Origin of the sequence: Mesorhizobium sp. M0772 (genome assembly GCF_040320135.1) — a bacterium.
Taxonomy (GTDB): domain Bacteria; phylum Pseudomonadota; class Alphaproteobacteria; order Rhizobiales; family Rhizobiaceae; genus Mesorhizobium.
Genome location: NZ_JAMYPB010000008.1, coordinates 36,508 through 49,467 on the forward strand (window position 1 = coordinate 36,508; position 12,960 = coordinate 49,467).

Here is a 12,960-nt window from a genome sequence, read left to right on the forward strand (position 1 = left end):
CGGAGTCAGGCCAGACGTCGCATGCGGGCGGCAAAGAAGCCGTCCAGGCCGGAAACCCCTGGCGAACCACGGTCAAGATCGGCGGGTGTGGTGCGCAGCGTGCCTTGCGGGGTCAGGAAGGCGTCGATGCCGGCGATTTCGCCGGGCTGCAGTGGATCGTCGGCGACGGTTTTGTTGCCGGCCAGAAAGACGCGATACAGATCCTCGCCTTCGATCGGGTCCAGCGAACAGTTGGAAAAAACAATCCGACCGCCCGGTTTGACCAAAGTGACGGCGCGGGGGAGCAGCTTTGCTTGCAGATCGGCTAGCTTTTCGACGTCGGCTGCCGTCTTGGTCCATGGCACGTCGGGGTGGCGCCGAACCGTGCCTGTGGAAGAGCAGGGCGCGTCGAGCAGGACGGCGTCGAAAAGCTCCGCCGGCTGGTATTTCAGCAGATCGGCCTGCACGATCTCGGCGGACAGCCCGAGCCGTTCGAGGTTCTGCGTCAGCCGCGCCAGCCGGTTCTTCGAGGTGTCCACGGCGGTGACTTTGGCGCCGGCAAGGATCAGCTGAGCGGTCTTGCCGCCGGGGGCGGCGCAGAGGTCGGCGACGCGTAATCCTTTGACATCGCCGAACAGCCGCGCCGGAAAACTGGCGGCGGCGTCCTGGACCCACCATGCGCCTTCGCTGAAGCCCGGCAGTTCGGTGACGGAGGCGTTGAGCTTTTCCACTCGCACCGTGCCGGTCGGCAGCACGATGCCGCCGAGCTTTTCGGCCCACAGTTCGGGATCCGCCTTGACCGTGAAATCGACCGGCGCCTCAACGCGATGCGCCGCCAGGATCTGTCTGGTCATCTCGGCGCCATAGGCGGCCTTCAGCCGGTCGGAGAACCATTTTGGCGCCTCGTCGGTGGCGGCAAAAGCTGCCGGCAGTTCGGTCTCCTTGGCCCGCACCAAAGTGCGCAGCACGCCGTTAACGAGGCCGGAAAAGCGCTGCGTGCGTGGGTCCGACTTGGCGTGGGTCACAGCCAAATCGACGGCGGCGCTGTCGGGGATGTCGAGGAACAGGATCTGCGCCGCCGCAACATGCAGGATGTGCGACAAAGCTGTGGCGTTGGGCGGCAGCGGCTTTTCAAGGCGGCGGGCGAGGAGCCCGGCAATGGTCATGCGGTAGCGCAGCGCGGTTACCAGTATGGCGCGCACCAGGCCGCGGTCGCGCAAGTCGAGCACCTTGTATTGCGGATGGCCGTTCTCGTGGTCCGTCAGCCCGTCGAGCGGCGTCTTGGCGTCGATAACGGCGGCCAGGAGCCGCGCCGCGGCCTTGCGCGCGGCGAGGCCGGCGACGAATTCGTCCGAGCTGTTTTCGCGAACGCCTGAATGTGCGGGCCGGGGTCTGGCGCCGCTCACGACCACGGACCTTTGGGTCCGGTCGGGTTGCGGCCCCACGGATTGGCTTTCGGCTTGGCCGGTTTGGTCGGCGGCGTGGGTTGTGCTGCCTTGCCCCACGGGCCTTGCTCGACATCGGCCGGGAATTCTTCTGTTTGCTCTGGCGTCGGCGCCTGGCGCGGCGCCGGCTGGCGGCCTGCCATGTCGCGCGCCATCGCCTGCAGCGCGGCGATGCGGTTGTCGGTGTTCGGGTGGGTCGAAAACAGGCTGTCCATTCGCTCGCCGTGAAGGGGATTGATGATGAAGAGATGCGCGGTCGCGGGATTGCGTTCGGCATCCGGGTTGCGGATGCGTTCGGCGCCGCGGGCGATCTTGTCAAGCGCTGATGCCAGCCAAAGCGGATTTCCAACGATTTCGGCGCCGCGCCGGTCGGCTTCGTATTCGCGGGTGCGGCTGACCGCCATCTGCACGATCATGGCGGCGAAGGGCGCGACCAGCATCGCCACCAGCACGCCGACAAAGCCGAACGGGTTGTTGTTGTCGCGGCTGCCGCCGAAGAAGAAGGCGAAATTGCCGAGCATCGAGATGGCGCCGGCGAGTGTCGCGACAATGGTCATAGTCAGCGTGTCTCGATGCTGGATGTGGGCCAGCTCATGCGCCATGACTGCCGCCACCTCCTCATGCGACAGGCGCTCCAGCAGCCCGGTCGAGGCCGCGACCGCGGCGTTCTCGGGATTGCGGCCGGTGGCGAAGGCGTTCGGCTGCGGATTGTCGATCAGATAAGTCTTGGGCATCGGCAGGCCGGCCTGCTTGGCCAACGCCTCGACGATGGCGTGGAATTCGGGCGCGTTCTTCGCGTTGACCTCGACGGCGTGGTTCATCGACAGCACCATCTTGTCGGCATTCCAGTAGCTGAACAGATTGGTGCCCGCGGCGACCAGGAAGGCGATCATCATGCCGCCGGTGCCGCCGATCAGAAAACCGACGCCCATGAACAGCGCCGTCATCGCGGCCAGGAGCATGGTGGTGCGTAGCGTGCTCATCATCTGCTCCCTGTGCGGCCGTGGCAAAAAAAGGTCGATCGGGGTGAACTCATGGCTATATGATGGGAAACGCCGCCCTTCGTTTCAATCCGCCCGGACTATCGCATGACCGACCAACCCAGCAAAGCTGATGCCGACCGGGAGAAGGACCTGACGCCGGCGGCCAGCCGGGCGCTGGCTGAAGCCGAGGCGCGCCGTGAAGCGTATCGCCAGAAGGAAGCTGCGTTGCCGAAGGAAATCGGCGGCCGCGGCGGCAAGGAACCCGGCCGCTACGGCGACTGGGAAGTGAAGGGACTGGCTAGCGATTTCTAGGGGTTCAGGAACGGAAGAACTGGGGAACTGGTGAACTGAAGAGTTGAAGAAAAAGGCGCATAGCAGTCCTCCAGTCCTCCAGTCCTCCAGTCCTCCAGTCCTCCAGTTCCTCAGGCCGCGCTGCGCTGTGCCCCCAGCGTCATCCAGCCGCTGTCATCGATCGCGATGGAGACGGTTTCGTAGCCGCCAATCGAGTTGTGCTGAGTCGTCATTGGATGCTGGTGAGTGGCGCTGATCACCATCACCGACGCGCCCGCTGCTTCCGCCGCCGCGATACCGGCCGGTGCGTCCTCGAAGACCAGACAGTCGCCGATATCGACGCCGAGCCGTTTTGCCGCCAGCAGGAAACAGTCGGGCGCCGGCTTGCCGTGCGACACATCCTCGGCCGCGACCACCAAGGCGGGAACCGGGATGCCGGCGGCCCGCATGCGCAGCAGCGCCAACGGGCGCGGCGCCGAGGTGACGATCGCCCAGCGCTCTGGCGGCAAAGCGTTGAGGAACGGCACGGCGCCGGCGATCGGCAGCACGCCTTCGACATCGTCCGACTCGGCCTGCAACAGCACAAACGCCTCATGCACCGGGTCGACGCCGGGAAGCGCCAGCCTGGTGATGGTCTCGACCGCCCGCACGCCATGGATCGTCGGCAGGAAGGCTTCGACGTCGAGACCGTGCTTAAGCGCCCACGCCGCCCAGACGCGCTCGGCCGAAGCGATCGAATTGAGCACCGTGCCATCCATATCGAACAGGAACGCGGCGAATTTTCTGCCTGCAAACATCAGATTTTCCACGGGGTTAGGGATCGTTTCGGGAGGGTCGAAACATGTCATGCGACCGTAACGTCGCCACGCCTGCCTGGGAAGCCGCGGGAGAGCCTTTTCGATAGTTCCAGGGAACCATGGTCCCGCCTCTGGCGTTTTGAGCATACTGTTTTCCACGGGATCGAAGGGGCAATCATTGTGCTGATCCGGCTCGGCTACGAAATCGCCATTGAATGCGTCGGCGCCACGCCGGTCATCTCGCTGCTTGATATCCACAGGGATCGTCAGGCCGACATCAAACGGCAGACACGCGTGCTGACGTCGCCTTCAGTGCCGAGCAAGGTCTATCACGATCTGTTCGGCAATACCTGCCGCCGCTTCACCGCACCCGCCGGCAGTTTCCGCATTCTCTATGACGCAGCCGTCGAGGACAGCGGGGAGCCTGACGCGGTCAACACGCTGGCCAGGGAAGTGCCGGTGGCGGAACTGCCGGACGATGTGCTCGGCTACCTCCTCGGCAGCCGCTATTGCGAGACCGATCATCTGAGCAGTCTGGCCTGGCAGCTTTTCGGCCATGTTCCCTCCGGCTGGGCGCGGGTGCAGGCGATCGTCGACTATGTCCACAACCGGCTGTCCTTCGGCTATGGCTATGCGCGGTCGACGCGCACCGCAGCCCAAGCGCATGAGGAGCAGGTTGGTGTATGCCGCGACTTCGCCCATCTGGCGATCACGCTCTGCCGCTGCATGAACATCCCGGCCCGCTATGTGAACGGCTATCTCGGCGACATCGGCGTGCCGGCCGACCCGGCGCCGATGGATTTTTCGGCCTGGATGGAAGTGTTCCTCGACGGCAAATGGTACACGTTCGACCCCCGTCATAATCGTCCGAGGATAGGCCGCGTCGTCATCGCGCGCGGTCGTGATGCCACGGATGTCCCGCTGCTGCACAGCTTCGGCCCGCATCAGCTCTCGCTGTTCAAGGTCTGGACCTATGAGCAGGAAGGCAATCTGTTCAACCCGCCCTATCACGGCGTCGACAAGACCGTCAGTGCGCGGATGCTGGCGTGACCGGATTCTGATTCGCTTCGACACACAATCCGGAAATGGAAAAGGCCGCCGCTTCTTGACGAAGCCGGCGGCCTTCCGTGTTTCCGTCCGTGGCGCGGCCAATGGCGGCGACCGAGGTCACCCGCCGCGCTTATCGCGCCTTAACGGGAAGACTGCTTCCCGAAAGTGCAATCCGCTGAGGCCACGTTCTGGAAAACGAAATCACTCGACATCGGATCACCTCCTTTCGATTTGTTGAACACGTACAGATGATGGGGTGCGTTGCAGCAAAAAACAAGATGCCGAGTTGAAATAGCTGGCGAGCCGCCTTTTGCGCCGGGTTGCGAAGAGCCGCGAGGGCGGGCAAAATCCATGCAAGGTGGATTGTCAGGACTCGGGAGGATGGCCATGGAGGCAGCCGAGAAGGCCGCGCGCATCGTGCGAACGGTGATCGAAACGCTGAAGCCGGGTTTTGCGGTCAAGCTGTGGACCGGCGAGCGGATCGGTCCCGCCACCGGGCCCGTGCTCACCATCAACGACCAGGACATCGTCTGGCAGGTGGTGAAGCGGCCATCGTTGTCGACGCTGATCGAGATGTGGATTTCCAAGACGATAGACATCGAAGACGGGACGATTTTCGATTTCTACGCACTGCCGTCGCAAGGCAAGCTCAGGACCAAGCTCAAGTCACTGCCGAAGCTGGCGATCCTGCGCGACCTGCCGGCGGTGCTCCTGTCACGCAAGCAGATGAGTGCACGCACCGATCTGTCGGGTCGCAACCCCTATGTCAGCGGGTCGAGCCAGGAGGCGATCCAGCATCACTACGACATTTCGAATGCCTTTTACCGGCTCTTCCTCGACGAGCGCATGGTCTACAGCTGCGGCTACTTTACGGATTTCGCCAATGGCATCGACCAAGCGCAGGCCGACAAGCTCGACCATATCTGCCGCAAGCTCAGGCTGAAATCGGGCGAAAAGCTGCTCGACATCGGCTGCGGCTGGGGCGCCATACTGATCCATGCGGCCAAAAATTACGGCGTCGTCGGCCATGGCGTGTCGCTGTCGCAGGCGCAGACCGATCTCGCCCGCGAGCGCATCCGCGCCGAAGGGCTGCAGGACCGCATCACCATCGAGATCAAATCCTATGCGGAGCTCAAAGGCTCCTTCGACAAGATATCGTCGATCGGCATGTTCGAGCATCTCGGGCTCGCCAACCACGCCACCTATTTCAAGACCATCCATCGCTTGCTGAAGCCCGGCGGCATCTATCTGCACCACGCCATCACCAGGCGCAGCAAGGGCGACTTGAAGAAAACCTTGCGCAAGGGGCCGGAGTTCAAGGCGCTGCTCAAATACATTTTCCCAGGCGGCGAACTCGACACGATCGGCATGACGCTGGGCAATCTGGAGGCGCATGGCTTCCTGGTCTACGACGTCGAGAATCTGCGCGAGCACTATGCGCGCACCTGCCGGCTGTGGGCCGAGCGGCTGCAGGCTCGCTTCGACGAGGCGGTCGCCGAAGTCGGCGAGGCCAAGGCACGGCTGTGGCTGCTTTATCTCACCGGCTGCTCGATCACCTTCGAGCGCGCCTCGGCGCAGATTTTTCAGACCGTCGTCACCAAACGCGCACGCGGCCCGAGCGGGCTGCCGCCGACACGGGCGGATCTGTATCGGTAGGGATAGGATTCGGGGCCGAACCCCACGCTTTCCAAGGTCTGCGATTCGCTGCCTCGCGGTAGAGGCCTACACGAACCGCATCGGCGCGCCGATCTCGACACGGGCAGGCCTGTCCACAGTGCAATAGACGCCAAGATTATGCGCGTTGTGGCGGACCAGATTGCGCAGGATGCCGGGATCGTGGTCAAAGCCGTCCTGGCTGATGATGGTGAAGCCGCAGCGGCGGCACGGCTCCGAGACGGTCACCAGCAGGTCGCCGATGGCAAGCTTGCGGCCAATCCATTCGGTCTCGGGAAACGAGCCTTCGACCGCCGCCATGTCGACGACGATGTTGGGGCGGAAGCGGCGCGGATCGGGAATGCCTTCGGGGTGCAGCGCCTTGAGCCGGGCCAGCGATGCGGTGGTCAAGAGATGGATCGGCGCTTTGCGGTAGCGCGCCGCGGTCAGCGGGCCGGTGTAGCCGGGAGCGTTGTCCTGGCTGAACGGCCGGATCGAGGCGGCGAAGCCGAGATAGGTCGAGACGGCGCTGTCGCATTCAGCGCCCGGCGCTACCAGCCAGTCGCCGTCGGGAACGGCGATCTCCAGCTTGCGGTCCTTGCTCAGCCGGGTGCGGATGCGCGGCACCTTGTGCCACTTGGCGTCGCGGTCGGGCCGCGCGATCTCATTGTCCGAGACATCGACAAGGCCGAACAGCCGGTCGCCGTCGATGGTTTCAAGGCCGACCGAAATGGCGTCCTGGCGTTCGCCGGCAAGCGAACTTGCAGGGTAACGCCAGAGCTCCGTGACTGCGCCCAGTGCAGCCATCAAATCCCCTCAGCCCTTCTTGTTCTGGCGGTTGGCGATCAGATCATCGACCACGGCCGGATCGGCCAGTGTCGAGGTATCGCCGAGCGCGGAAAAATCGTCCTCGGCGATCTTGCGCAGGATACGGCGCATGATCTTGCCGGAGCGGGTTTTCGGCAGTCCGGGCGCGAACTGCAGCTTGTCGGGCGAGGCGATGGCGCCGATCTCCTTGCGGACATGGGCCACGAGCTCCTTGCGCAGTTCCTCGCTCGGCTCCACGCCTTTCATCAAGGTAACGTAGCTGTAGATGCCCTGGCCCTTGATGTCGTGGGGATAGCCGACGACAGCTGCTTCCGACACTTTCTCGTGGCTGACGAGCGCCGATTCGACCTCGGCCGTTCCCATGCGGTGGCCGGAAACGTTGATGACGTCGTCGACGCGGCCGGTGATCCAGTAATAGCCGTCGGCGTCGCGGCGACAGCCGTCTCCGGTGAAGTATTTGCCCTTGTAGGTGGAGAAATAGGTCTGCACGAAGCGGTCGTGATCGCCATAGACCGTGCGCATCTGGCCGGGCCAGGAATCGGCGATGCAGAGATTGCCGTCGGCCGCCCCTTCCAGCACCTTGCCTTCGCCGTCGACCAGTTGCGGTTTGATGCCGAAGAAGGGCCGCGTCGCCGAACCGGCCTTGAGGTCGGTGGCGCCGGGCAGCGGCGTGATCAGGATGCCGCCGGTCTCGGTCTGCCACCAGGTGTCGACGATCGGCACCTTGCCGTTGCCGACGACGTTGAAATACCACTCCCATGCTTCCGGATTGATCGGTTCGCCGACCGAGCCCAGCACGCGCAGCGACTTGCGCGAGGTCTTCTTCACCGGTTCGTCGCCGGCGCCCATCAGCGCGCGCAGTGCCGTCGGCGCAGTGTAGAAGATGTTGACCTTGTGCTTGTCGATGACTTCCCAGAAGCGCGACTGCGAGGGGTAGTTCGGCACGCCCTCGAACATCAGCGTGGTGGCGCCGTTGGCGAGCGGGCCATAGACGATATAGCTGTGGCCGGTGACCCAACCGACATCGGCGGTGCACCAGTAGATATCGCCATCATGGTAGTCGAAGACATATTGGTGGGTCATCGAGACATAGACGAGATAGCCGGCGGTGGTGTGCAGCACGCCCTTCGGCTTGCCGGTCGAGCCTGAGGTATAGAGGATGAACAGCGGATCCTCGGCCTTCATCTTCTCCGGCTTGCAGTCGCCTTTCACCGTGGCGATCTCGTCATGGTACCAGATGTCGCGTCCCTGGACCCAGCCGGTCTTGCCGCCGGTGCGGCGAACGACGACCACTTTTTCGACCTTGGTGCCGGCCTTGGCGGCGATTTCGATCGCTCTGTCGGTGTTTTCCTTCAGCGGGATCGGCTTGCCGCCGCGCAAGCCCTCGTCGGCCGTGATGACGAAGGTCGACTTGCAGTCATCGATGCGGCCGGCCAAGGCGTCCGGTGAAAAGCCGCCGAAGACGATCGAGTGAATGGCGCCGATGCGGGTGCAAGCCAGCATCGCGTAGGCGGCTTCCGGGATCATCGGCATGTAGATGGTGACGCGGTCGCCCTTCCTGACGCCGTGCTTCTTCATCACATTGGCGAGCCGGCAGACATGCTCGTAAAGTTCGTTGTAGGTGACCTTCTTGTCGTCGTAGGGATTGTCGCCCTCCCAGATGATGGCGGTCTGGTTGCCGCGCTTCTTCAAATGGCGGTCGATGCAGTTGTAGGAGACGTTGGTTTCGCCGTCCTCGAACCATTTGATCGAGACCTTGCCCTCGAAGGAGGTGTTCTTGACCTTGCTGAACGGCTTGAACCAGTCGATGCGCTTGCCGTGCTTGCCCCAGAACTTGTCCGGATTCTTCACGCTGTCGGCATACCATTTGAGGTAGGTGTCGTTGTCGATCAGCGCGTTCTTCTTCCACGCCGGCTGGACGCGGTGGATCTTCACCTCGGACATGTCTTCACTTTCCTCCCAAACCACCCCGCCGGCTTGACGACAGCCAGGATCACGGCGACGCAGCCGCGAATTCGGCGGCATTATTAACAGTTCCGCGCTGACGGCAACATTAGACGTTGGATTCGCGTGGCGGGATGCCGCAGCTCCCGTTTCGGTTGTATCAGCACTCGGCGGCGGTCGCTGCTAACTGCATGTTTTCGTGCATAAAACCCGACTGGGATCAGGAAAATCATAGACAGTTAAGGAACGGCGCGCACAATTCGGTGTTGGGAGGAATGGAGAATCACTAGGCCAAGGGGCTGTCATGCGCGATCATTCCGAAATGGACCTGATGCTCAAGGGGTATGGCCTGACCACGGCCAAGATTCTGTACCATTTTCCCGACCACCCGCATCTGCTGCAGAGCTTCATCTGGCAGGATTACGATCTGGCGCCGAAGTTTCCGGTGCTGATCAAGTTCATCGAGTTCTGGAAGGCCAGGCTCGACGGGCCGCTGCATTCGATCAGCTACACGCACCAGAAGCTGATCGCGCCGAACGAATGGCGGAAGGTGGATGGGGAGTTCGTGCTGCACTGAGCGGCAGTATAGCTGATCTCCCCCGCGAGGGGGGAGATTGGCAGCTTCAACGTCGGCGATCACACCGCAGGCGGGTTCAGCCGGGCGAAACCTTCCTGGCGGTGATAGGGGAAGTACGGGTAGGGCGCGGTCACTTCGCTTGCCTTGTCGAGCTTTTTGACCTGCTCCGGCGTCAACGCCCAGCCGACGGCGCCGAGGTTCTGGCGCAGCTGTTCCTCGTTGCGGGCGCCGATGATGACCGAGGACACGGTCGGGCGCTGCAAGAGCCAGTTGATGGCGATCTGCGGCACGGTCTTGCCGGTCTCTTCAGCCATCGCATCAAGCGCATCCATGACCCGGTAGAGATGTTCGTCCGCGACCGGCGGGCCGAAATCGGCGGTGTCGTGCAGCCGGCTCTTTTCCGGCAGGGGCTGGCCGCGGCGGATCTTGCCGGTCAGGCGGCCCCAGCCGAGCGGGCTCCACACCAGCGCGCCGATGCCCTGGTCGATACCGAGCGGCATCAGCTCCCACTCATAGTCGCGGCCGACCAGCGAGTAGTAGACCTGGTGCGCAGCATAGCGCGGGTAGCCATGCTTGTCGGCCTCGGCCAGCGACTTCATCAGTTGCCAGCCGGAGAAGTTGGAGACGCGGACATAGCGCAGCTTGCCGGCGCGCACGAGGTCGTCCAGCGTCGACAACACCTCCTCGATCGGCGTGCCTGCATCGAAGGCGTGCAGCTGCAACAGGTCGATGTAATCGGTGCCCATGCGCTTCAGGGCGGCGTCGACGGCTTTGATCAGCCGCGAGCGCGACGAGCCGTAGTCGGCCGGTCTGTCGCCCATCGGCAGCGAAGTCTTGGTCGAGATCAGCACCGCGTCGCGGCGGCCTTTGATGGCTTCGCCAAGCACTTCCTCGGAGGCGCCGTTCGAATAGACATCGGCGGTGTCGAACAGATTGACGCCGGCCTCGAGGCAGATGTCGATCAGCCGCCGCGCTTCCTTGGCGTCGCTGTTGCCCCAGGCCCCGAACAGCGGCCCGGAGCCGCCGAAAGTGCCGGCGCCGAAAGAGAGTGCGGGCACTTTCAGGCCCGATGCGCCGAGACGTCGATAATCCATTTTATGCTCCTTGATGATGTCGAAGAAGGATTGCGCGTGATGCTCATGACTGGGCGCAGACCGGCGCCCCGATTGTGGGGGCGCGATCGAGGCGCAGCGCCAGGGCAGCGACGCCAAGAGCCGCGACCGGCAGCAAAGCGGCGATCCAGGTTAGTGAGCCGAGGCCGAGGCCATGGGCAATCACCGCGCCGCCAAGCCAAGCGCCGGCGGCATTGCCGAGGTTGAAGGCGGCGATGTTGAAGGACGAGGCGAGGCTCTGGCCCGCGCCTTGCGCCTTTTCCAGCACCCACATCTGCAGCGGCGCCACGGTGGCGAAGGCGGCGGCACCAAGCAGGCCGACATAGATGACGGCCAGGATTTGGCTGTGGACGGCGAAGGTCATTGTGGCCAGCACCAACGCCAGCACCACGAGGCTGCCGAGCACCGCCGGCACCAACCAGCGGTCGGCGACCTTGCCGCCAAGCAGATTGCCGGCGATAAGACCGCCGCCGAAGACGAGCAGGATCGGCGACACGGCGGCTTCCCCAAAACCGGTGATCTCGGTGAGCAGCGGGGCGATGTAGGTGAAGACGGCGAAGACGCCGGCATAGCCGAGCACGGTGGTGGCGAGGCCGAGCAGCACCGGCGTGCGGCGCAGCACTGCGAGGTCTGCGCGCAGATTGGTCTTCTCGGGCGCTTCCTTGCTGCGCGGCACCAGAAGCAGGATGACGGCAAAGGCTGCCAAGCCGACCAGGGTTACGGCCCAGAAGGCGGCGCGCCAGCCGAAGGTCTGGCCGAGCCAAGTGCCGAAGGGCACGCCGAGGATGTTGGCGATAGTCAGGCCGGTGAACATCAGCGCGATCGCCGAGGCTTTCTTGTTGGGCGCGACCAGGCCGGTGGCGACCACCGAGCCGACGCCAAAGAAAGTGCCATGGGCAAAGGCGGTGATGATGCGGGCGCCCATCAGCGTCCAGTAGTCGGGGGCGATCGCACAGGCGAGGTTGCCGAGCGTGAAGATCGCCATAAGGGCCAGAAGGACGGTCTTGCGGGGCCAGTTGCCGGTGGCGATGGTCAAAAGCGGCGCGCCGATGACGACGCCCAACGCGTAGCCCGAAATCAACTGGCCGGCGGCCGAGATCGAGACTCCGAGATCTTTGCTGACATCGATCAGCAGCCCCATGATGACGAATTCGGTGACACCGATGCCGAAGGCGCCGGCAGCGAGGGCGTGGAGAGCAAGAGGCATGGCGGTTTCCAGTTCGAACTCGATGAGCGCGCTGTCCAGACCCGCGCCCCGACCGCAGAGATCGTGTTGCCATGCCTTGTGAACCAGACTTGCCTTGGGCATATTTCCTGTGAAATAGATTCACAAATGGCCAGACCCGATATCAACCGTTCCGGCGAGATCGAAGTGTTCGTCCGCGTCGTCGAGGCGAGCAGCTTCTCGGCTGCGGCTCATTCGCTGCGTATGACACCGTCGGCGGTGAGCAAGCTGATCGCGCGACTGGAGGCAAGGCTCGGCGCGCGGCTGGTCACCCGCTCGACGCGCAAGCTGCAGCTGACGCCGGAAGGGACGGCGTTCTATGACAGCGGGGTGCGCATCCTGGCCGATATGGCAGCGGCCGAGCGCGAGGCGGCCGTGGGTGCCGCGCCGCGCGGACGGCTGCGCGTCAACTCCTATGTGCCCTTCGGGGTGCATCGGCTGATCCCGCTGCTGCCTGATTTCCTCGAACGCTATCCCGAGATTTCGGTCGATCTGGTGCTGACCGACAGCGTCATCGATTTGATGGCTGAGCGTGCCGACGTCGCCATCCGCGCCGGGCCGCTCGGCGAATCGCGGCTGGTGGCGCGCAAGCTCGGGCAAACCCGGATGACGGTCGTTGCCGCACCGTCCTATCTCAAGACACATGGCACACCGCTGATTCCAGCCGATCTCAGCCGGCACAATCGCATGGCTTTCGGCTTTGTCCGGCATGTCGATGGCTGGCAGTTTGTCGACGCAGCTGACAATGCCATCACGGTTCCCATCGTGGGAAACACGCTGGTCGGCGATGGCGAGTCGATGCGGTTGATGGCGGTCGGCGGCGCCGGCATCGCCCGGCTGGCACACTGGCATGTGGCCGATGACATCGCGGCGGGGCGGCTGACGGCGCTGCTGGAGGATTTCAATCCGGGCGACGAGGAGCCTACCCACGCCGTCTATGTCGGCCAGGGCCGGCGTCTGCCGGCACGGGTGCGGGCCTTTCTCGACTTTCTGGTCGAGAGCGTTCGGATGGGAGCATGATCCCGAAAGGGGGAATCCGGTTTTCGGAAAAGATCATGCTCAACAAAAACAGAGCC

Annotated in this window: 12 protein-coding genes; 5 read left to right on the forward strand and 7 right to left on the reverse strand. The window is 63.8% G+C overall.

From position 1 onward, the window contains the following. Positions 1–5: 5 nt before the first annotated feature. Both NKI06_RS07530 and htpX read right to left on the reverse strand, forming a co-directional pair. Positions 6–1,391: an RsmB/NOP family class I SAM-dependent RNA methyltransferase gene (locus NKI06_RS07530; protein ID WP_502900581.1), complete on the reverse strand. Its 1,386-nt coding sequence runs from the start codon at positions 1,389–1,391 to the stop codon at positions 6–8. Continuing rightward, positions 1,382–2,407 carry a zinc metalloprotease HtpX gene (gene htpX, locus NKI06_RS07535; RefSeq protein WP_023755504.1) on the reverse strand — a complete coding sequence of 342 codons (1,026 nt, stop codon included), beginning with the start codon at positions 2,405–2,407 and terminating at the stop codon, positions 1,382–1,384. The genes NKI06_RS07530 and htpX overlap by 10 nt, the downstream gene beginning before the upstream one ends. A gap of 105 nt (positions 2,408–2,512) precedes the next feature. On the opposite strand from htpX, the gene NKI06_RS07540 reads away from it, so the two are divergent. Continuing rightward, positions 2,513–2,719 (forward strand): DUF1674 domain-containing protein, encoded by a 207-nt coding sequence (locus tag NKI06_RS07540; protein WP_023688862.1) that lies wholly within the window; start codon positions 2,513–2,515, stop codon positions 2,717–2,719. 110 nt (positions 2,720–2,829) lie between these two features. On the opposite strand, the gene NKI06_RS07545 is transcribed toward NKI06_RS07540, so the two are convergent. After that, positions 2,830–3,495, reverse strand: a complete 666-nt coding sequence (locus tag NKI06_RS07545; RefSeq protein WP_023684076.1) for an HAD-IA family hydrolase — start codon at positions 3,493–3,495, stop codon at positions 2,830–2,832. Between the two features lie 180 nt (positions 3,496–3,675). Here NKI06_RS07545 and NKI06_RS07550 point away from each other — a divergent pair, with 180 nt between their 5' ends. Continuing rightward, complete coding sequence (locus NKI06_RS07550) at positions 3,676–4,545, forward strand: transglutaminase-like domain-containing protein (RefSeq protein ID WP_023693194.1); 870 nt, start codon at positions 3,676–3,678, stop codon at positions 4,543–4,545. A 387-nt stretch (positions 4,546–4,932) separates the two neighbouring features. Continuing rightward, a complete protein-coding gene (locus NKI06_RS07555; protein ID WP_023700202.1) occupies positions 4,933–6,201 on the forward strand; it encodes a class I SAM-dependent methyltransferase in 1,269 nt (422 codons plus the stop codon). A gap of 66 nt (positions 6,202–6,267) precedes the next feature. Here NKI06_RS07555 and NKI06_RS07560 read toward each other — a convergent pair whose 3' ends face one another. Both NKI06_RS07560 and acs read right to left on the reverse strand, forming a co-directional pair. Continuing rightward, positions 6,268–7,005, reverse strand: a complete 738-nt coding sequence (locus NKI06_RS07560; protein WP_023726118.1) for an MOSC domain-containing protein — start codon at positions 7,003–7,005, stop codon at positions 6,268–6,270. A 9-nt stretch (positions 7,006–7,014) separates the two neighbouring features. Further along, positions 7,015–8,970 (reverse strand): acetate--CoA ligase, encoded by a 1,956-nt coding sequence (acs, locus tag NKI06_RS07565; protein ID WP_352984699.1) that lies wholly within the window; start codon positions 8,968–8,970, stop codon positions 7,015–7,017. Positions 8,971–9,274: 304 nt separating this feature from the next. On the opposite strand from acs, the gene NKI06_RS07570 reads away from it, so the two are divergent. After that, the gene (locus NKI06_RS07570) at positions 9,275–9,547 is read left to right on the forward strand and encodes an usg protein (protein WP_023668649.1); all 273 of its coding nucleotides are present in this window, start codon (positions 9,275–9,277) and stop codon (positions 9,545–9,547) included. A gap of 59 nt (positions 9,548–9,606) precedes the next feature. Here the strand turns inward: NKI06_RS07570 and NKI06_RS07575 are convergent, their stop codons facing one another. Next, complete coding sequence (locus NKI06_RS07575; RefSeq protein ID WP_352984701.1) at positions 9,607–10,641, reverse strand: aldo/keto reductase; 1,035 nt, start codon at positions 10,639–10,641, stop codon at positions 9,607–9,609. Between the two features lie 43 nt (positions 10,642–10,684). Beyond that, complete coding sequence (locus tag NKI06_RS07580) at positions 10,685–11,866, reverse strand: MFS transporter (RefSeq protein ID WP_352984702.1); 1,182 nt, start codon at positions 11,864–11,866, stop codon at positions 10,685–10,687. Positions 11,867–11,992: 126 nt separating this feature from the next. On the opposite strand from NKI06_RS07580, the gene NKI06_RS07585 reads away from it, so the two are divergent. Further along, positions 11,993–12,904 carry a LysR family transcriptional regulator gene (locus tag NKI06_RS07585; protein ID WP_352984704.1) on the forward strand — a complete coding sequence of 304 codons (912 nt, stop codon included), beginning with the start codon at positions 11,993–11,995 and terminating at the stop codon, positions 12,902–12,904. Positions 12,905–12,960 lie beyond the last annotated feature (56 nt).